At 63.6% G+C, this 19,663-nt stretch carries 22 protein-coding genes; 13 read left to right on the top strand and 9 right to left on the bottom strand.

Going from position 1 to position 19,663, the window contains the following annotated elements; translation table 11 throughout:
* Positions 1-203 precede the first annotated feature (203 nt).
* From rpoN to lptC, 4 genes are all read right to left on the bottom strand, one after another.
* Positions 204-1,730 carry an RNA polymerase factor sigma-54 gene (rpoN, locus tag NMG46_RS06175; RefSeq protein ID WP_254816817.1) on the bottom strand — a complete coding sequence of 509 codons (1,527 nt, stop codon included), beginning with the start codon at positions 1,728-1,730 and terminating at the stop codon, positions 204-206.
* A gap of 197 nt (positions 1,731-1,927) precedes the next feature.
* Positions 1,928-2,746 (bottom strand): LPS export ABC transporter ATP-binding protein, encoded by an 819-nt coding sequence (lptB, locus tag NMG46_RS06170; protein ID WP_023718959.1) that lies wholly within the window; start codon positions 2,744-2,746, stop codon positions 1,928-1,930.
* Entirely contained in the window at positions 2,746-3,354 is a 609-nt protein-coding gene (locus NMG46_RS06165) for an LptA/OstA family protein (RefSeq protein WP_254816816.1), read from the bottom strand. Before NMG46_RS06165 ends, lptB begins: the two co-directional genes overlap by 1 nt.
* A complete protein-coding gene (gene lptC / locus NMG46_RS06160; protein WP_254816815.1) occupies positions 3,341-4,054 on the bottom strand; it encodes an LPS export ABC transporter periplasmic protein LptC in 714 nt (237 codons plus the stop codon). Before lptC ends, NMG46_RS06165 begins: the two co-directional genes overlap by 14 nt.
* 305 nt (positions 4,055-4,359) lie before the next feature.
* Between lptC and sppA the strand changes: the two genes are divergently transcribed.
* From sppA to NMG46_RS06140, 4 genes are all read left to right on the top strand, one after another.
* Positions 4,360-5,316, top strand: a complete 957-nt coding sequence (gene sppA / locus NMG46_RS06155; RefSeq protein ID WP_254816814.1) for a signal peptide peptidase SppA — start codon at positions 4,360-4,362, stop codon at positions 5,314-5,316.
* A gap of 81 nt (positions 5,317-5,397) precedes the next feature.
* Positions 5,398-5,682, top strand: coding sequence for an integration host factor subunit beta (locus NMG46_RS06150; RefSeq protein ID WP_023675261.1), 285 nt, complete (start codon positions 5,398-5,400; stop codon positions 5,680-5,682).
* A gap of 47 nt (positions 5,683-5,729) precedes the next feature.
* Positions 5,730-6,062 (top strand): DUF1049 domain-containing protein, encoded by a 333-nt coding sequence (locus tag NMG46_RS06145; protein ID WP_254816813.1) that lies wholly within the window; start codon positions 5,730-5,732, stop codon positions 6,060-6,062.
* Positions 6,063-6,114: 52 nt separating this feature from the next.
* A complete protein-coding gene (locus NMG46_RS06140; protein WP_254816812.1) occupies positions 6,115-7,092 on the top strand; it encodes an ornithine cyclodeaminase family protein in 978 nt (325 codons plus the stop codon).
* A gap of 72 nt (positions 7,093-7,164) precedes the next feature.
* Here the strand turns inward: NMG46_RS06140 and NMG46_RS06135 are convergent, their stop codons facing one another.
* Entirely contained in the window at positions 7,165-7,533 is a 369-nt protein-coding gene (locus NMG46_RS06135) for a VOC family protein (protein WP_254816811.1), read from the bottom strand.
* Positions 7,534-7,619: 86 nt separating this feature from the next.
* The gene (locus NMG46_RS06130) at positions 7,620-8,303 is read right to left on the bottom strand and encodes a YafY family protein (protein WP_254816810.1); all 684 of its coding nucleotides are present in this window, start codon (positions 8,301-8,303) and stop codon (positions 7,620-7,622) included.
* Positions 8,304-8,426: 123 nt separating this feature from the next.
* Here NMG46_RS06130 and NMG46_RS06125 point away from each other — a divergent pair, with 123 nt between their 5' ends.
* The 7 genes from NMG46_RS06125 (at position 8,427) to NMG46_RS06095 (ending at position 15,868) form a co-directional block, all read left to right on the top strand.
* Entirely contained in the window at positions 8,427-8,912 is a 486-nt protein-coding gene (locus NMG46_RS06125; protein WP_254816809.1) for a DUF1772 domain-containing protein, read from the top strand.
* Between the two features lie 89 nt (positions 8,913-9,001).
* Positions 9,002-10,063 (top strand): class I SAM-dependent rRNA methyltransferase, encoded by a 1,062-nt coding sequence (locus NMG46_RS06120; RefSeq protein WP_254816808.1) that lies wholly within the window; start codon positions 9,002-9,004, stop codon positions 10,061-10,063.
* On the top strand, positions 10,064-10,927 hold the full coding sequence (locus NMG46_RS06115) for an RNA methyltransferase (RefSeq protein WP_254816807.1): 864 nt from the start codon (positions 10,064-10,066) through the stop codon (positions 10,925-10,927).
* Between the two features lie 26 nt (positions 10,928-10,953).
* Positions 10,954-11,430 carry a signal peptidase II gene (gene lspA, locus NMG46_RS06110; RefSeq protein ID WP_254817070.1) on the top strand — a complete coding sequence of 159 codons (477 nt, stop codon included), beginning with the start codon at positions 10,954-10,956 and terminating at the stop codon, positions 11,428-11,430.
* Between the two features lie 51 nt (positions 11,431-11,481).
* Positions 11,482-12,471 carry an MDR family oxidoreductase gene (locus tag NMG46_RS06105; protein ID WP_254816806.1) on the top strand — a complete coding sequence of 330 codons (990 nt, stop codon included), beginning with the start codon at positions 11,482-11,484 and terminating at the stop codon, positions 12,469-12,471.
* A gap of 83 nt (positions 12,472-12,554) precedes the next feature.
* Positions 12,555-14,843, top strand: coding sequence for a PAS domain-containing hybrid sensor histidine kinase/response regulator (locus tag NMG46_RS06100; protein ID WP_254816805.1), 2,289 nt, complete (start codon positions 12,555-12,557; stop codon positions 14,841-14,843).
* A 149-nt stretch (positions 14,844-14,992) separates the two neighbouring features.
* Positions 14,993-15,868, top strand: a complete 876-nt coding sequence (locus NMG46_RS06095; RefSeq protein ID WP_023675251.1) for a GNAT family N-acetyltransferase — start codon at positions 14,993-14,995, stop codon at positions 15,866-15,868.
* 107 nt (positions 15,869-15,975) lie between these two features.
* Here the strand turns inward: NMG46_RS06095 and grpE are convergent, their stop codons facing one another.
* A complete protein-coding gene (gene grpE, locus NMG46_RS06090; protein ID WP_254816804.1) occupies positions 15,976-16,611 on the bottom strand; it encodes a nucleotide exchange factor GrpE in 636 nt (211 codons plus the stop codon).
* Positions 16,612-16,849: 238 nt separating this feature from the next.
* Between grpE and NMG46_RS06085 the strand changes: the two genes are divergently transcribed.
* Both NMG46_RS06085 and NMG46_RS06080 read left to right on the top strand, forming a co-directional pair.
* Positions 16,850-17,050, top strand: coding sequence for a hypothetical protein (locus NMG46_RS06085; RefSeq protein ID WP_254816803.1), 201 nt, complete (start codon positions 16,850-16,852; stop codon positions 17,048-17,050).
* A 125-nt stretch (positions 17,051-17,175) separates the two neighbouring features.
* The gene (locus NMG46_RS06080; protein ID WP_254816802.1) at positions 17,176-18,198 is read left to right on the top strand and encodes a fatty acid desaturase; all 1,023 of its coding nucleotides are present in this window, start codon (positions 17,176-17,178) and stop codon (positions 18,196-18,198) included.
* Positions 18,199-18,347: 149 nt separating this feature from the next.
* Here NMG46_RS06080 and NMG46_RS06075 read toward each other — a convergent pair whose 3' ends face one another.
* Both NMG46_RS06075 and NMG46_RS06070 read right to left on the bottom strand, forming a co-directional pair.
* Positions 18,348-18,968 (bottom strand): DJ-1/PfpI family protein, encoded by a 621-nt coding sequence (locus NMG46_RS06075; RefSeq protein ID WP_023675247.1) that lies wholly within the window; start codon positions 18,966-18,968, stop codon positions 18,348-18,350.
* A 136-nt stretch (positions 18,969-19,104) separates the two neighbouring features.
* Positions 19,105-19,641 (bottom strand): DUF934 domain-containing protein, encoded by a 537-nt coding sequence (locus NMG46_RS06070; RefSeq protein WP_254816801.1) that lies wholly within the window; start codon positions 19,639-19,641, stop codon positions 19,105-19,107.
* Positions 19,642-19,663: the final 22 nt, after the last annotated feature.

Below are 19,663 nucleotides of genomic sequence, written 5' to 3'. Positions count from 1 at the left end.
CGCCGATTTTAGATCCGAACTTTCCGGTTGATCACAAGCCGCCTTCTTGGCCGTCCCGTGGCCTACGTCGTGACGGACCATCTCTCGTGCGGGCATCGGCGAACTCAAATCCACTCGCTAGCCCGTCTCATGCGGGCGGGCTTCTAGCCACTTCGTTGCCGCTTGTCAATGAACTGCGAAAGCTGTGGAAATTCCGCCGGAGCTCAACGGCCGGCGCTGGCCAAAGCGCGTTTTTCGCGCCGCCGCTGCACCGAAGAGGGTATGTTCATGCCTTCCCGGTATTTGGCCACCGTGCGTCTGGCAATGTCGACGCCGCTTTCCCGCAGCATGTCGACGATAGCATCGTCGGAAAGCACATCGACAGCTTTCTCCTCGTCGATCAGCTGCTTTATGCGGTCGCGAACCGCTTCCGACGAATGCGCATCGCCGCCACCAGACGAAGCGATCGAGGCGGTGAAGAAATAGCGCAGTTCGAACACACCGCGCGGCGTCAGCATGTATTTGTTTGCCGTGACCCGGCTGACCGTTGATTCGTGCATGCCGATGGCGTCCGCCACCGTACGCAGGTTGAGCGGCTTCAGGTGCCGCACGCCATGGACGAGAAAAGCGTCCTGCTGGCGCACGATCTCGGAGGCCACCTTGAGAATGGTCTTCGCCCGCTGGTCGAGGCTGCGCGTGAGCCAGTTGGCGTTCTGCAGGCATTCGGCGAGGAAATCCTTTTCCGCCTGGTTTTTCGCATGTGGCGTGACCTGGGCGAAATAGATGTGATCGACCAGCACGCGCGGCAGCGTCTCGGCATTGAGCTCGACCGTCCAGCTGCCGTCATTGGCTGCGCGCACCTCGACGTCGGCCACGATTGCGTCGCTGGCACCGCGCGAAAACGCCATTCCCGGCCGCGGGTCGAGCGCCCGGATCTCGGCCAGCATGTCGAGTAGATCCTCCTCGTCGACGCCGCAAATCCGCTTCAGCGTCTGGAAATCGCGCCGTGCCAGGAGTTCGAGATTGACGATCAGCGCCTTCATCGCCGGATCGAGCCGGTCGCGCACGGCAAGCTGCAGCAACAGGCATTCGGCGAGGTCGCGGGCGAAGATGCCGGCGGGCTCGAATGTCTGGCAGACCGCCAGGATCCTTGCCACCGCCGTGGCGTCCGTGCCGAGGCGGGCCGCGATCTCGGCCATGTCGGCACGCATGTAGCCGGCCTCGTCGAGGCCGTCGGCAAGCTCGCTGGCGATCAGGCGCGCCGCCGGATCGGCAAAGGCGAGCGCTACCTGCTCGCCGACATGGTCGCGCAGCGTGATGGCAGCCGCCGCCATGTCCGCGACGTCGAAGCCGTCGGAGGAAGAGGTGGAACCGTTGCCGGACGCCGATTTCCATTGCGCCGTCAGGTCGGGCCCGAGCCGCTCGCTCGTACCAGGATCATCGGGAAACAGGTTTTCCAGCGATGCATCGAGCTTTTCCGAGATCGCCTCGGCGCTCCACGCCGTCTCCGCTTCGAACCAGTCGCCGTCGGCAGCCGGTTCCGGTGCAGCGTCGCCCTTCTGCGCCTGGTCGCTGGCGGCGTCCTCCTGCGGTTCGGCACGTTCCAGCAGTGGATTGCGTTCGAGCTCGTCGTCGATGAAGCGTTCCAGCTCTAGGTGGGTGAACTGCAGCAGGCGGATCGACTGCATCAGTTGCGGCGTCATCACCAGCGACTGCGACTGTCGTAGCTGTAGTTTTGCCGCCAACGCCATGGTTCGGTTTCAAACGCCCCGTCTACGCACCCGCACTGCTGGAAGGAATTTTCCAGGCCAGCATAGAAACTGGCCCGGCTTTTGCTTGTCAAGGCGAGGAGCGGTAAAACTCGCCTGCCGACACGTTTTCAGGCAAAAAATTGAAGAAAAAGCTGCTGGACTACGCCGGAAATCCCGCTCGAACCGGAATTTCGCACTTAGAGCGTAAATCCCTCGCCGAGGTAAAGCCGCCGCACATCGGCATTTGCGACTATCTCGTCGGCCCGGCCATGGGTCAGCACCTGACCGGCATGGATGATGTAGGCGCGGTCGATCAGGCCAAGTGTCTCGCGGACATTGTGGTCGGTGATCAGCACGCCGATTCCACGTGCCGTCAAGTGGCGCACGAGCTGCTGGATGTCGGCGACGGCGATCGGATCGATGCCGGCGAACGGTTCGTCGAGCAGCATGTAGGCAGGGCGGGTTGCCAACGCACGGGCAATTTCGAGGCGTCGCCGCTCACCACCGGAGAGCGACAGCGACGGAGCCTTGCGCAGATGGCTGATGTGGAATTCCTCGAGCAATTCGTCGAGCAGCCGCTCACGCTCCTTGCGGCTCTTTTCGACCACTTCGAGCACGGCCCGGATGTTTTGCTCGACATTCAGGCCGCGAAAAATCGACGCTTCCTGCGGCAGGTAGCCGATGCCGAGACGGGCGCGGCGATACATCGGCATCGACGTGACGTCGAAACCGTCGATTTCGATGGTGCCTTCATCGACCGGCACTAGGCCGGTCACCATGTAGAAACAGGTCGTCTTGCCGGCGCCGTTGGGGCCGAGCAGCCCAACCGCCTCGCCGGCGCGCACGCCCAGCGTCACGCCGCTGACGACTTTGCGGCCCTTGTAGCTTTTGGTCAGCCCTTTGGCGATCAAGGTTCCTTTGAACTTTGCCGCTTCGACGGTGACCCTGGCCGGTGCCGCAAGTTTGCTGGCGGCGCGCCCTGGAAGACGCGCCAGCAGCGACGATATGCCGGTCATCAGGGTTTCGCTGCTCCAGACTTCGCCGGCGGCGTGATCGACATCATGACGCGGCCGCCGCAAGCGTCGACCTGGGCAAGGCCGCTCTTCATCTGCACGGTAAGCTTGCAGCCGACAAGCACGTTGTCGCCTTGCGAGAGCACGACCTTGCTGCCGGAAAGCACCAGCACTTCGGTCTTCATGTCGAAGGTGCCCCGGTCGCCGGTGGCAACCTGATCGTCCGATTTGATGTAGACCTTATCGTCGACCTCGAGATGGTCGATGTTGGCGGATCCGGTCATTGCCGCGGCACCCGCGGGCTGGGCGCCTTTGGCGGCGCCTGCATCCCTGACGTAATAGACCGTCATTTTGCCGGCCTTGAGCACGGTCGGACCCTGGACGACGTTGACGTTGCCGGTGAAGACGGCGACGCTTTCCGCCTGGCGCACCTCGAGCTTGTCGCTTTCGATCTGGATGGGCTTGTCGCCCGACAGCCTGAGGCCGGACATTTGGCTGGTGGCACTGGATTGCGCCAGCGACGGCGCCGTCCCGAAGGTCAGCCCCAAGGGCAACCCAAGCGTTAACGCCGAGATCGCGGCGAGGCGCCGTGCCGAACTACTGAACCGCATTGGTCTCTCCGCTCTTTGCCTCTGCCGCCTTCAAACTGGCGGGATCGATGTCGACGCGCACCTTGTTCTCGAAAATCAGGACCTTGCCATTGTCCCGGACCGACATCGAATCCGCCCTGATCCGCGACCCGCCGCGGCTGACATCGACGGGTTCGCTTGTCTTCATAGTGCCTTCGGCCATGTCGAGATAGACTGATTTGAATTTTGCCACCACGCCATCCGTGGTCGACACGGTCACGTCGCTGGTCAGGCTGAACGTGTTGCCGTCGCGATCGTAGGTGCCGTGCGCAGCACCGATGGCGGCGGTGTTGTCGGCCGCAATCGGCAGCTTGGCCTTGATACCTTCCAGATCGATGATGCCCTGTTTGCTGACATCCTGTATGGCGCGCAGCGCTGTCATCGAATAGGGCAGGTTTTGCTTGGTGAAGCCGTTGAGCTTGGGATTGGCCATCACCAGCTTGCCATCGGCAAAGGCGCCGCCGTCGGCCTGCACCTCGATTGCAGCGGGTGCCATGAGATAGGAATAGACCGGAAACGCGACCGCGATCACGGCAGCGACCAGCGGTACGGCCAGCTTCAGGATCCGGACCCGGCGCGAATGACGCTGCGCAATGTCAAACGCGTCGACCCGCGCCCGGCCTGCGGCCTTGGGAGCCAACTCCGTCTCGGTGTTGGTCGGTTCGATTGGTCCCGCTAACATGACTGCTTCTTCTAAACCCCTGCCCGCCAGGCCGCCCTATAGGTGGGATGCCGGCGCCCTCAAGCAAGCACAAGCCGAGGAAAACCGCAAAAATGTGACAGCCGCCCCTGTACAACGAAAATGGCCCCAGCGCAGCCTGTACCTCATACCAGATATAGGCGCACAGTGTTAGAGCCTGTGGAACGCGACAGGTTGAGGCTTGCCGCGAATGCCTAAGGCCTTTGTCGCAAGGCCGTCAGGAAACGGTAGCCGGGCGCGAATGGTTGCTTTAAAAGCATCTGCTCCCACCGACTACGAGGCTGACCATGGCATTGAGAGCCGACGACCTGATCGACCGCCGCCGCTTGCGCCGCAAGCTGACATTCTGGCGTATCGCGGCGATTATCGTCGCCGCAGCCGGGCTGATCGCCTTTTCGGCGTGGATTTATGGTGACGACTTCACCAGCGCGGCAGTCGACCACATCGCCAAGGTCAAGATCGAAGGTACCATCACCGAAGACGAAGAACTGATCAAGCGGCTGGAGGCCATCCGTCAGTCGCCGCGCGTCAAGGCTGTGATCCTGTCGATCGATTCACCCGGCGGCACCACCGTCGGTGGCGAGTCGATCTATGAGGCAGTGCGCAAGCTCGCCGCCGACAAGCCGGTGGTGGCCGAGGTCGGCACGCTCGCGGCTTCGGCGGGCTACATGATCGCCACTGCGGCCGACCATATTGTTGCACGCAAATCCTCGATCGTCGGCTCGATCGGCGTGCTGATCCAGTACCCGGACGTCAGCGGCCTCATGGACAAGCTCGGCGTCAAGCTGGAGGAGGTGAAATCCTCGCCGTTGAAGGCCTCGCCTTCTCCCTTCAAGCCGACCAATGACGATGAGCGCGCCATGGTCCGCAAGCTCATCCTCGACAGCTACGACTGGTTCGTCGGCATCGTCGCCGAGCGCCGCAACATGACCAAGCCAGAGGCGCTGGCGCTCGCAGACGGGTCGATCTTCACCGGCCGGCAGGCGGTCGCCAACAGATTGATCGACGCGGTCGGCGGTGAAGCCGAGGCGATCGACTGGCTTGCAGGCAAGGGTGTCGATGCCAAGCTCAAGGTGGTGGAATGGAAGGACACGGAAAAACGCGGTGGTTTCCTGTTCTCCAAGGCGATGGCGCAGACCGTCGGCGCTGCGCTTGGCCTGCCCGGCCATGGCGGCGACGTCCTTCACGAAATTGGAGTGGACCGCTTGTTTCTTGACGGTCTCGTTTCCGTCTGGCACCCTTGAGGAACCGCTTGGGACGAGTGAAAAACCAAATAAAATCATTCTGATAATTTCGGCGGCACTGCTTTCACGGGGAGCCTTTTCATGATCAAATCCGAACTTGTTCAGATCATCGCCACGCGTAATCCGCATCTTTTCCTGCGCGACGTCGAAAACATTGTCAGCGCTATCTTCGATGAAATCACCGACGCGCTTGCCGAGGGCAACCGGGTCGAGTTGCGCGGCTTCGGCGCGTTTTCGGTGAAAAACCGCCCTGCCCGCACCGGCCGCAACCCGCGCACCGGCGAATCCGTGGAGGTTGAGGAGAAATGGGTACCGTTCTTCAAGACCGGCAAGGAATTGCGTGAAAGGCTGAACGGAGGCAAATAGGCGCGGCACCCGCCACCGCTCCTGCCTTTTCTTCCGAACGGAAAAACATGTTCAATCGCTTCATTCTCATCGTGGTTTTCGTGCCGCTGGCCGTCATCCTGATTGCACTGGCCGTCGCGAACCGCGAACCGGTAGCCTTCACACTCGATCCGTTCAATCCCGGCAATCCGGCGCTGACGCTGACCGTGCCGCTCTTCATTTTCCTGTTCCTGGCGCTGGCTATCGGCATGATCGTCGGCAGCCTGGCGACCTGGATCAAGCAGGGCCGCTACCGCAAGCTGGCGCGCCAGCGCGGCGCCGAGGCCGAGAACCTGCGCCAGGCGGTCAGCCGCGCGCCCACCGCGTCGCAGAGCCCAGTCTTGCCGAAGGCGACGAACTGAGCCGCGACTCGGGCCTGAGGCACAACCGGCCTAGTTCTCCACGGAGCCTTTCATGCTGACCATTTCCGCCGCCGAGGTCGACCGCGCGCTGACCTTTTCCAAGCTGGTCGAGACGTTACGCGCCGCCTTTCGCGATGGCGCCGTGCAGCCGGTCAGGCACCATCACACTGTCGAGCGGCCCGATGGCGCCGCCTCAACGCTGCTTTTGATGCCGGCCTGGACCGACTTCAACGCAGCCGGCACCTCGGCCGATGGCCATATCGGCGTCAAGATCGTCACCGTGTCGCCTGACAACAATGCCGTCGGCAAGCCCGCGGTGATGGGGCTTTACCTCTTGCTCGACGGCGCCACAGGCGAGCCTCAGGCCTTGATCGATGGCCAGAGGCTGACACAGTGGCGCACGGCCTGTGCCTCGGCGCTGGCTGCCTCCTATCTGGCCCGCGAGGATGCATCACGGCTGCTGGTGGTCGGCGCCGGCGCGCTGTCGCCATTCCTTGCAAAGGCGCATTCGGCGGTGCGTCCGATCAAGAACATCCGCATCTGGAACCGCACGTCGTCGAATGCCGAAAAGGTCGCGGCAAAATTGCGTGCCGAGGGTTTTGCGGCCGAAGCAGCAGGCGATCTCGACGCCGAACTCGGAAAGGCCGATATCGTATCGTCGGCGACCATCACCACCATGCCACTGATCAAGGGCGCACTCTTGAAGTCCGGCACCCATGTCGATCTGGTCGGCGGCTTCACGCCGGCGATGCGCGAAAGCGACGACGACGCGATTGCACGCGCCCGCGTCTATGTCGACACCCGCGCCGGCGCCACCAAGGAAGCCGGCGATATCGTCCAGCCGCTGGCCTCCGGCGTTCTGAAGCCGGAAGCCATCGTCGCCGACCTCTATGAACTGGCGCGCGGCCAGAAAAAAGGCCGGCAGAACGACGACGAGATCACGCTGTTCAAGTCGGTCGGCGCAGCCCTCGAGGATCTCGCCGCCGGCATTGCCGTGTATCGGGCAAGCGAAAGGGGAGTAGGGGAGTAGGAAACCACACTGATCGTGCGGCGCCGCGCCAGCTATGTTTCCTGTCACGTACTCCCCTACTGCCCTACTGCCCTACTCCCTTTGCCAATAAACCCGCAGCCGGTGGCTGTCGGGATCAAGCGCGACGAAGGTGCGGCCGAAATCCATGTCGGTCGGCGTCTGCAGAATTTTCAGCCCGCGGCCGGCCCACTCGGCATGGGTGGCGTCGACGGCACCCGGCGTGTCCAGCGCAATGACGATCTCGGCGCCGCCGCCCGCTGCCGCGGCGGCCGGTTCCACGGTGTGACGCGACCAGAGGCCGAGCTTGAAGCCGTTGTCGAGCACGAACAGCACAAAGGTCGGCGAGGTCTCGACCGGTTGCCGCCCAAGCAGCGCGCTATAGAAGGCGCCGCTTTGCTCAGGCTTGTCGACATAGAGGATGACGAAATTGGGCGGTGTCATGAATTGCTCTCCAGATGGTTTCGATTGGAGGAGCATAGCGTATGCCACTGCCAGATTCTGGCAGCAGTCTCAACTGAGCAGCAGCCTTAGGTTGGCGTGTCGAGCGTCGCCCGCCATTCTTTGAGCAGCACCTGACGGCGGCGCGGATAGCGCATCTCGGTGGCGTTGAGGCCGGATATCCGATCGGCGCGAAAGTGCCTGAAATCCTGGCGCATCTCGCACCAGGCCGCGACGACGCGCACCTTATCGAAGAAGCCGAGTGCGAACGGCCAGACGGTGCGCTCGGAGGCAGCGCCGCCGGCGTCGCGATAGACAAAGCTCAGCTTGCGCTCCTCGCGGATGGCCTGCCGCACCACGCCGAGATCGATGCCTTCTGTGACCTCGGTGCGCGACCCGACCAGCAGCGTCGAGGCATCGAGTTCCTCGCGCAAATCGTCCGGCAGCACCGCCGCGATCTTGGCCAGCGCGTCGGTGGCGGCGTTCGCAAGCCGCCAGTCCGGCTGCTTGGCCACCCAGCGCGAACCGAGAACGATCGCCTCGATCTCCTCATCGGTGAACATCAAGGGCGGCAGCATGAAACCTGGCCTGAGCACGTAACCCAGCCCCGCCTCACCCTCGATCGGCGCACCCTGCCCCTGCAGCGTGGCGATATCGCGATAGAGCGTGCGGATCGACACACCCATTTCGCCCGCGAGGCTGCGGCCGCTGACCGGCCGGCGATGCCGGCGCAGGATCTGGATCAGGTCGAGCAGGCGTTCGGCGCGGGACATGGATCGCAACCCGGTTTGATGGATGTCCAATTTGAATGGACGATAGTGCGCCTGCCCTTTCGACGGCAAGCAAGACGATCGCCGACCGGAACGTCTGCGCCCTGACGCCGTTGTCTGGCCATTATGGACATACGCGGTTTTCTGTTGTTCTGGTCGGTTTTGACCGCCATCGTCGCGGCGCTCAGCCTTGGGCCGTCTTTCGCCCATGTGCTGGAATCGGTGCCGCGGCTGACCAGATGGCCGCCTTCGCTCTGGCGAGAAACCACTGTCTTTAACGCTCAGTTCCAATTCTTCGCGATTGTCGGCGCACCGCTGGACCTGGCGGCAATCGTCTGTCCGGGCCTCCTCGCCTGGATGCTGCGCAGCGATCGTCCGGCATTCTGGTGGGTCTTGGCCGCCACCGTGCTCTACCTGCTAGCGCTTGGGGCGTGGTTTGCGCTGGTCAAACCGGCAAACGATGTCCTGGCCACTTGGGTACCTGGACCGATCCCGGACAATTTCGAAACTATCCGGAGCCGCTGGGAAACCGGCCATACGGTCGTCACCGGCTTCAAGGCCGTTGGTTTTATAGCGCTCGCAATCGGCCTGCTGTCGATCAGGCGCGGCTGATCCGGTTGCGCACGTCGGCAGCCCTTTTGTTGCGCCGGTCAATGTGCTGTGGCAGAAGCGGCCAAGCCGCCGTCCGGAGATGCGCCTTCTTGAAACCTTTTCGCGACAGACGCCGCGACAGCCGACCGCCCGCAAAAGGCGGGGCGGAGCATGTCCGGCGGCGCGACGCCGGCCCAACCGCCGGTCCGGAGCCTAAACCGCAAGACCGGTCCGAGCCAAAGGCCGCGCCGCGCATGCTCTCGCGCCGCGATGGCGCGCTGCCTGCCGAACATTTGCCGCTGATCCTCGAAGTCGGCCCCAATCAGGACTACGCGCTGCTAGACAGTGGTGCCGGAGAAAAACTCGAGCAATACGGCCCCTACCGCATCGTTCGGCCGGAGGGCCAGGCGATCTGGCAAAAGGCATTGGCGGCCAGGGACTGGGAACGCGCCGACGCCATTTTCACCGGCGATACCGACGAGGAAGGCATCGGCCGCTGGCGCTTCCCCAAGACGCCGCTCGGCGAGACCTGGCCGATGAAGCATGACGGCATCGACTATCTCGGCCGCTTCACTTCGTTTCGCCATGTCGGCGTCTTTCCCGAGCAGGCCTCGCACTGGGACCACATGGCCGGACTGATCGCGGCGGCAAAACGGCCGGTGAAGGTGCTGAACCTGTTCGGTTACACCGGCCTTGCCTCCCTGGTGGCGGCGCATGCCGGCGCCGAGGTCACCCATGTCGATGCTTCCAAGAAGGCGATCGGCTGGGCACGCGAAAACCAGGAGATGGCGGGCCTGTCGCAAAAGCCGATCCGCTGGATCGTCGACGATGCCGTGAAATTCGCCGAACGCGAGGAGCGCCGCGGCAGCCGCTACGACATCATCCTGTTCGACCCGCCCGCCTATGGCCGCGGACCGAAAGGCGAGGTCTGGCAGTTGTTCGAGGACCTGCCGGCGCTGACCGATATCTGCCGCGCGATCCTGACGCCGAAGCCGCTCGCCGTGGTACTGACCGCCTATTCGATCCGCGCCTCTTTTTTCGCGATCCATGCCCTGATGCGCGACACCTTCGCCGGCATGGGCGGCACGGTTGAGTCGGGCGAATTGATCATCCGCGAGAAATCTGCCGGTCGGGCGCTTTCGACCTCGCTGTTCTCGCGCTGGGTGGCCTGAATGAGTGCGTACGAACGGCACGCAGGCGCGCCAGGGCAGGTGAAGGAAGTCACCAGCCTCGCCAACCCGCTGATCAAGGACATCAAGGCGCTCGCGCTGAAGAAATTCCGTGACCAGCAGAATGCCTTCATGGCCGAAGGCCTGAAGCTGGTCATCGACGCGCTCGATCTCGGCTGGTCGATCAGGACATTGGTCTTCGCCAAGGCCGGACGTGGCAACGCGGCAGTCGAAAAGGTCGCGGCGCGCACGGTCGCCGCCGGCGGCACGGTACTTGAAGTCTCGGAAAAGGTGCTGGTCGCCATCACCCGCCGTGACAATCCGCAAATGGTCGTCGGCGTGTTCTCGCAGAAATTGCTGTCGCTGAAGGACATCCGCGTCCAGGACGGCGACGTCTGGGTAGCACTCGACCGCGTTCGCGACCCCGGCAATCTCGGCACCGTCATCCGCACGGTCGACGCTGTCGGCGCCAGGGGCGTCATCCTGATCGGCGAGACCACCGATCCCTTTTCGGTCGAAACGGTGCGCGCCACCATGGGCTCGATCTTCGCCGTGCCCGTCGCCAAGGCGCCGCCCGAGGCTTTTCTCGCCTGGCGAAAGAGCTTCCCCGGCCTCGTCGCCGGCACCCATCTGAAGGGTGCGGTCGACTACCGCTCGGTCGATTTTTCAAAAGGCCCGCTGCTTTTGGTGATGGGCAACGAGCAGCAAGGCCTGCCTGACGAGCTTGCCGCAAGCTGCGACAAGCTGCTGCGGATACCGCAGGCCGGCCGCGCCGATTCGCTCAACCTTGCGGTGGCCACCGGCGTCATGCTGTTCGAGATCCGGCGCGACGCGCTGAAGCTCGGCCCGGAGGACGCCAGATCGTGACATCTCAAACCGTGAAACTGCAAACCATGAAGTCCTGGAGGCCGTATGCTCTTCTGGTCGTCGCCGCGATAGCGCTCGACCAGTGGCTGAAATACCTGGTCGAAACCGGCCTTGCCTTTCAGGAACGGCTCGACCTGCTGCCGTTCCTGGCGCTGTACCGCACCTACAACACCGGCATCGCGTTCTCGCTGTTTTCGTCCTTCGGCGACACCGGCCTGGTGGTCGTCGCAGTTCTGGTGGTCGCTTTCGTGCTCTATCTTGCGGCCCGCACGCCGCCCGGCCACCTGCTTGCCCGCATCGGCTTCGCACTGATCGTCGGCGGCGCGCTCGGCAACCTGATCGATCGCGCAATCTACGGCCATGTCATCGACTATGTCCTGTTCCATACGCCAGTCTGGTCCTTCGCCGTCTTCAACCTCGCCGACGCCTTCATTTCCGTTGGTGCCGTCCTGGTCGTCTTCGATGAGCTCATTGGTTGGCGGCACGGAATGTCGAGCGATTGACCTCACTCGCCTGGCGCCGCACATTCTGATCTGCAAGCCCGAGGAGAAAACATGCCCGAAACCTTCAAAGCCATCCTCGTTTCGCGCGACGCCGAGAAAAACCAGTCGGTCGCGGTGACCGAGCTTACCGAGGCAGACCTGATGGAGGGCGACGTCACCGTCGCGGTCGAGGCGACGACGGTGAACTACAAGGACGGCCTTGCAATTACCGGCAAGGCGCCGGTAATCCGCCGCTGGCCGCTGGTGCCGGGCATCGATTTCGCCGGCACCGTCATCTCGTCCTCCAATCCTGACTGGCGCAAGGGTGACAAGGTCATATTGAACGGCTGGGGCGTCGGCGAGACGCATTTCGGCGCCTTTGCCGGGCGCGCCCGCGTCAAAGGCGACTGGCTGGTACCGCTGCCGGACGGAATGAGCCCGCACGATGCGATGGCGATCGGCACCGCCGGCTACACCGCCATGCTTTGTGTCATCGCGCTGGAGCGCCACGGCATCGTGCCCGATCGCGGCCCGGTGGTGGTGACCGGCGCTGCCGGTGGCGTCGGCTCGGTCGCGATCTCGATCCTGTCCAGCCTCGGCTATCATGTCATCGCCTCAACCGGCCGCGCTGCCGAAAGCCCCTATCTGATCGACCTCGGCGCCGCGGAAGTGATTTCACGCGACGAGCTTGCCCAGCCGGCAAAACCGCTCGCCAAGGAACGCTGGGCCGGCGGCGTCGATGCCGTCGGCAGCCACACGCTGGCCAACGTTCTGTCGATGACCTCCTATGGCGGCGCCGTCGCCGCTTGCGGCCTCGCCGGCGGCATGGACCTGCCGGCCAGCGTCGCCCCCTTCATCCTGCGCGGTGTCTCGCTGCTCGGCATCGATTCGGTGATGGCACCCAAGGCGGTCCGCCTCGAGACCTGGCGCCGCATCGGCACCGATCTCGATCACGCAAAGCTTGCCAGTCTGTCGACGAGCATCGGCTTCGACGGCATCATCGGCGCCGCGCATGACATCGTCGAGGGCAAGATCCGCGGCCGTGTGGTGGTGGACATGTGAGCCCCGGGGAAAAAGAGCGCGACCGCTAAAATTCGAACGATCAATCACAACCTTCGATAAGCTCTGTCTGGCAGGAGTTCCGTATGATTGCGGAACCCGGCATCAGAGCGGCGGAACCAGCCGAACGGGCAGACGGGACGGCCCCCGAGGCGCCAGGACGGCAGCTTGTCGCCGCGCCACCGCTGGCGCCGGAATTACCCGACGCCAACCGCGAAGGCCTGTCCTTCCTGACGCTGGTCGCCATTGTCGTGCTGGCGGGCCTGTCGCATTTGACCGGAGCGCCGATCTTCATCACCATCGGCCTTTTGGCGACAGCCATGGCCGGGCTCGCCATGCATCTGCGCAACAGGCGCACCGAGCGCCGCGCAGTGGCCCTGCTCGATGCGACCACCGCCCGCAGCCGCGCTGAAATCGAGACGCTGGCCGACCGCATGTGGGAGATGCAGGAGAGCGAGGAGCGCTTTCGCGGTCTGATCGATGCACTCGGCGATCTCGTCGTCCACCGCGACCGCGACGGCCACATTGTCTACGCCAACAAGGTTTTCGCCGACCTTGTCGAAACCGACCAGCGCGAGCTTGCCGGCAAGACCCTGGCCGAACTAGGCATCGATGTCGGCATCGTCCCCGACGCCGCCTTTTCCGACCATGAATGCCTGAGTTCCACCGACGTCGCCATTCGCACGCCGGACGGTCCACGCTGGTTCTCTTGGATCGAGCTGTCGGTGCGCGACAAGGACAGCGGCGCCGTTTCGCATCGCGCCATCGCCCGCGACATCACCGCCCGCAAGCGCGCCGAATCCTCGCTGATCACCGCCCGCGAGCGGGCCGAATATGCGAGCCAGGCCAAATCGCGTTTCCTCGCCACCGTCAGCCACGAGATCCGCACGCCGATGAACGGCATCATGGGCATGGCCCGGCTTCTCGCCGACACCAGCCTTTCACCCGAGCAGCGGACCTATGTCGGCGCCATCTCGACCTCGGCCAGCGCGCTGCTGGCGCTGATCGAGGACCTGCTCGACTACTCCAAGATCGAGGCCGGCCGCTTCGACCCCGAACCGCAGCCGATGTCGGTGCGTGAGATCGCCGACAATGTCGTCGAGCTTTTGGCGGCGCGGGCTTTTGCCAAGGATATCGGCCTCGGCTGCCATGTCGAACCCGACGTGCCGCAGCTGATCACCGCCGACCCCGGCAGGGTCAGGCAGGTGCTGCTCAACCTCATCGGCAACGCCGTCAAGTTCACCGACAGCGGCGGCGTCCTGGCAAGCATCGCCCGCGTCCGCACCGAAACCACCGACCGCATCCGCTTCACCATCACCGACACCGGCCCCGGTCTGCGCGAGGAGGACATGGAGCGCATCTTCGAGGACTTTGAACAGGCTGACGGCACCTCGACCCGTGCGCATGGCGGCGCCGGCCTCGGTCTTGCCATTTCCAAGCGCCTGGTGGCCGCCATGGGCGGCACCATCTCTGTGTCGAGCCGGCTTGGCCAGGGATCGGAATTCGTCTTCGAGATTCCCGCTATTTCCGCCGTCGAGGCGCCGCAGATCCGCCAGAACCCGCTGTCGGGCCGGCATGCGGTGATCGTGTCGAAGAACCCGGTCGAGGCCGAAGCCATCGCCCGCACCATTCGCGCCAATGGCGGCACGGTCGATCTGGCCACCGCCGTCGCCCAGGCCACCGCTTTCGCCGAGGGCTGTGACGTGCTGCTGATCGATGCTGCCATGGAGCAAAGCGACGGCAGGCTGCTCAGGCGCCTGCGCCAGAGCGGATTTGCCGAGTGCGAGGCAGTGACGCTGATCGCGCCGACCGACCGCGGCATGCTTGGCGAGTTCCGTGCCAATGGTTACGCCACCTTCCTGGCGAGGCCGGTGCGCGGCGAGACGCTGCTGCGCGTGCTTTTGACCAGCCACGCGCCGGTCATCGCCGAGCCGCAACTGCAAAGGCGCGGCGCGCAGGCGGGGCATGCCATTGGCGCCCGCCAGCAGGGCCTGTCGGTGCTGATCGCCGAGGACAACGACATCAACGCCATGCTGGCCCGCGCCACGCTGCTGAAGGCCGGGCATCGCGTGAAAGTGGTCGGCAACGGCAAGGCCGCGGTCGAGGCGGTCATCAGCACCGGCCACAAGCACCGCTACGACGTGGTGCTGATGGACTTGCACATGCCTGTCATGGACGGCCTGGACGCCATCGCCGCCATCCGTCGCCATGAGGAGGAGACCGCGGTGCCGCCGGTGCCGATCATGGTGCTGTCGGCCGACAGCCAGGAAAAGACCCGCCATGCCGTGCTCGCTCACGGTGCCAGCGGCTTCGTCACCAAGCCGCTCGACCCCGATGCCCTGGTTCATGCCGTCGAGGGGCAAGTGGCCGCCTGAGGCACAACATAGACGGTTGATAGATTACCCAGCCGACGAAGTATTGCCCGCAGAGCCGTATCACGGTACTGTCACAATCCTGTTGCACCTACACCGTATCCCCGTGCCAAGAGGGATGGCTCGAAGGAGAATCACTCGTGCATACAGTCATGCCGGAATGTGATGCTCGGCCGAACGCCAGCGGGCCTTTGCTCGTCGGCCGGAACGCCGATGCCGTCATAAAAGGCGCATCGCTCGGCCGCATCGGCAATCTCGAAGTGCGGCTCGCCCGAAACGAGGCCGAGATCGCTGCCGCGCAGGAAGTGCGCTACCGGGTGTTCTACGACGAGCTTGGTGCCAGGAAGGACCTGTTCCAGATGCAGGACCGCCGCGATGCCGATCGCTTCGATCCCCTCTGCGATCATCTGCTTGTGTTCGATACTTCGCTTTCCGGCCCCGAGCATCGCCGCATCGTCGGCACCTACCGCCTGCTGCGGCAGGAGATTGCCGCGGCGGCCGGCGGCTTCTATTCCGAAGGCGAATTCGAGCTGACCAAGCTGATCGCGCGGCATCCCGGCCAGCGGTTCCTCGAGCTCGGCCGCTCCTGTGTTCTGCCCGAATACCGCTCGAAGCGCACCATCGAGGCGCTGTGGCAAGGCATCTGGGCCTATATCAACCATTACGGCATCGGCGTGATGACCGGCTGCGCATCGTTCCACGGCACCGTGCCGGCGGCACATGCCGAGGCGCTGACCTATCTTGCCCACCATTGCCGGACGAATTCATCCTGGGACGTGCGCGCCGTCGCCGGGCGCTATTGTTCCATGGATCTGATGCCGATCGAGGCCGTCAATACCAAGGCGGCGATTGCCGCGATGCCGCCGCTGGTCAAGGGCTATCTGCGCGTCGGCGCGCGCATCGGCGACGGCTGCGTCATCGATCGTGAATTCTCGACGGTCGACGTGTTCGTGGTGATGCCGGTCAAGGAGATCGGTGCCCGCTACGTCAATTATTATGGCGGAGAAGCGCAGCGGTTTGCGGCCTGAGTAGGGGAGAGAAGGCAACGGCCGGAGTAGGCAAGTGCTCTGCTCTATTTTACCCGACGTAGCGGTATTCCCTACTCCCGTACTGCCTATTCCCCCACTCCCCTAACTTACGCATCCTTCTCGGCTTGCTCATTCACCGGCCCCGGCTCCGCCGGCGCTTCGCTCGCCACATGCTTGGGGCCGCCCTTGGCGACGCCGACCATGGCCGGCCGCAGCACACGCTCGCCGATCGAATAGCCGGGCTGCACGACCTGCACGACCGTGTTGGCCGGTACGTCGGGATTGGGCACCTCGAACATCGCCTGGTGGAAATTCGGATCGAATTTCTCGCCCTCCGGCTCAAGCTTCTTCACGCCGTGACGTTCCAGCGCCGACAGCATGGCGCGCTCGGTGATCTCGACGCCGTCGATCAGCGCCTTGAAACCGGCATCGCCCGAAGCCTTGGCTTCCTCAGGGATGGCATCCAGAGCACGGCGCAAATTGTCTGACACCGAAAGCATGTCGCGGGCAAAGTTGGCAACCGCATAGGCACGCGCATCGTGGACGTCGCGGGCGGTGCGGCGGCGCAAATTCTCCATGTCGGCCGCGACGCGCAGCGCGCGATCCTTCAGCTCTTCGTTTTCCTTCAGAAGCCGCACAAGCGCTTCATAGTCGCTGTCGACGCCGCTTTCCCTTGGCTCCGCGGCAGCCTCGGTCTTCTCGGCTTCATCGGGCGCGCGTTCGTCTTTTGCCTGGTCGCTCATCGCCGTTTCCCGTCATTTTCGATGGTGTGGATTTGCGCCCGATATCGAGGTTTGGCGGCCAAAAATCAAGGGGCAAGCGCTACTGCAGCCGCTGCCGCGGCTGGAAGGCGAACAGCGGAGACTTTTCGATTTTAATTCAAACTTTACCGTATCCGACGGCTTTGCTTGCCAGGCTACTACAATGCGGGAACCATTTCTCTCCTGGAGGAGTTTCGAAGCCGACACAGGATTTTGGAAGATGTCCCGCACCAATGGCGAAAAGCACGACGCGCTCGCCGTCGATATCCGGCGCCAGCTCGGCAATGAGACCACCAAGCGCTTCCTGCGCACCCTGCCGGCATTCCGCACGGAGACGGATATTCCCGACCGCCTGAAGAAATTGCTCGACCGCCTGGATGGCATCGAAACCAACATGGTCGCAGGCGGGCGCCGTCGATAGGCGCCGTTGCCGGCGACGCGCCCGGCGACTGTGGCCGGAATTCGTCGCATCGCGCGACATTTACCCGCAGTAACTTTGCGTGATCTTCGTCTTGCGGCAGCGCCCTGCTCCGCCTATGTTTCATGATGAACATGATTTCCCCCGAAGCTGTGGCAAACAGCAAGCGCGCCTGGTTGAAAATCCTGTCGCGCTATAAAAAGCCCGACAGGCGTCGCAGCGCCGTCGAACTCGCCATCACCCTCATTCCCTTCGCCACGCTGTGGGCACTGTCTTCGGCCGCCTATGCCTATGGCCATTGGTGGGGTCTGGTCCTCATCCTTCCGGCAGCCGGCTTTCTGGTGCGGATCTTCATGATCCAGCACGATTGTGGCCACGGTTCCTTTTTTGCCAATCGCTATGCCGACGACTGGATCGGCCGTGTGCTTGGCGTGCTGACGCTGACGCCCTACGATTGCTGGCGCCGCGCCCACGCAACCCATCACGCCAGCGCAGGCAATCTCGACGAGCGCGGCACCGGCGACATCAAGACACTGACCGTCGCTGAATATCGGCAACTGTCGTGGCGGGGCCGGCTCGCCTATCGCCTCTATCGCCATCCGCTGGTGATGTTCGGCCTTGGCCCGATATGGATTTTCATGTTCGAGCAGAGACTGCCCTTGGGCATGATGCGGGGCGGTTTCACCCCCTGGGTGTCGTCGATGTCGACCAACCTCGCCATTGCGGTCATCGCCGCGCTGCTCATCTGGTTCGTTGGCCCCGGCGCGTTTCTGGTCGTGCATCTGCCGATCGTCATCCTCGCCGGATCGGCCGGCATCTGGCTGTTCTATGTCCAGCATCAGTTCGAGGAGACGGAGTGGACAAAGGACTCCGAGTGGGAATTCCAGCACGCTGCCCTGCACGGTTCGTCCTATTACGACCTGCCGCCGGTGCTGAACTGGATCACCGGCAATATCGGCGTCCACCACGTGCACCACCTTTCGGCCAAGGTGCCGTGCTACCGGCTTCCGGAAGTGCTGAGGGACTATCCGGAATTGCGTGAGATCGGCCGCGTCACGCTCCTCGACAGCCTGCGCTGCGTCAAGCTGGCGCTGTGGGACGAGACCCGCAGCAAGCTGGTATCGTTCCGCGAAGCGCGGATGGCCGTGTAGGCGCACCGCCGCACCTAAGGCGCGTCGCGCTCGACCAGCCTCATGCGACGCGCTCTAGGTTCTTGTTTATGCATGCCGTTATCACAAAACCGCTGAACACACTTTTGCGCGACATGCGTTAGGGGTGCGGCAGGCTCCAAATTCCGAGCTTAAGCCGCCTGGCGTTGGTCGCGCATCAGGATCTCGCCCTGGCGGATCTCGGTGCCCAGCACTTTCAGGCATTCGCGCATGAACGCGGCAAGGCCCGGCCAGCCCTTGGCCGACACCAGATTGCCATCGACATGGGCGCCGGTCGGCGCAACATCGATATAGATGCCGCCGGCCAGCGTGACTTCCGGTTCGCAATATTGCAGTGCCGCGACTTCGCGGCCGCGCACCACACCGTCGACCGCAATCAGGATCTGCACGCCGTGGCAGATGGTGAAGATCGGCTTCCCCGTCTCATGGAAATGCCGCACCAGCGCCTGCACGCGTTTGTCGATGCGGATATATTCCGGCCCGCGCCCGCCCGCCGCGTAGACGGCATCGTAGTCGGCGGGATTGACCTCGGAAAACGTCTTGTTGAGGATGTAGTCGTGGCCGAGCTTTTCCGTATAGGTCTGGTGGCCCTCGAAGTCGTGCAGCGAGGTCTTCAGGATATCGCCGGCCTTCTTGTCGGGGCAAACGACATGGACGGTGTGGCCGACCGCATGCATGGCCTGTTCAAAGACGAAAATCTCGTACTCCTCGCTGAACTCGCCAACGAGCATCAATATCTTCTTGCCAGCCATACCCGGTTCCTCCCTTGTGGCCACATTTATTCGGATCGCGAAATAATGGGCCTATCCTAAGGCGGATAGGCGCAAAATAAAAGGCTGGAATCAGGATGTGGTCCGACCAGACAGGCTTCTGGCCCTCTGGAGCGGATCAGCCGGGGCGCACCCGCCGCCAGGAATATTTCGGACCTTTAGGCTCCGGCTTCACCGCCGGCTGATAGAACAGCGGCAGTCCGCCTGTGCGGCCTTGCTCGAGCCGCTTCAGCAGCACCGGGTGCGAGATCTCGAATTCGTCGAAGCCGAGGCGCAGCATATGCGGCAGCTGGTCGATAAGCACCTGCCCGGTGGCGCGCATGGCGCCGGTGAAGTGGTAACGGCTGCGCAGCAATTCGCCCTTGGAGAACGAGCGGCCGTCATTGAACGCCGGAAAGGCCAGCGCCACCAGCGACAGCTGATCGAGCAGGCCGGCGATCTTGTCGAGCTGGTCGCCGGGCTGCAACAGCACGCCGATGCGTTCCTTCGCCGACCGCCGCACCTCCGGATCGAGGCCGAGAAACGCCTGCAACGGCAGGATGAAACGGCCATTGCCGACCAGCGCCTCGGCGCTTTCGGCATGAACCCACTCGTCCTCGCGGAACCCATCCGGTGTCCACAGCCGCGTGCCGTTTTCGGCTATCAAGTCGCTCATCAAGAAAATTCCCAAGTCCAAA

The sequence above is a fragment of the Mesorhizobium sp. LMG 17147 genome (assembly GCF_024297145.1).
Taxonomy (GTDB): domain Bacteria; phylum Pseudomonadota; class Alphaproteobacteria; order Rhizobiales; family Rhizobiaceae; genus Mesorhizobium.
Note: the sequence above shows the minus strand (reverse complement) of the source record. Positions and strands in the feature narration are given on the sequence as shown.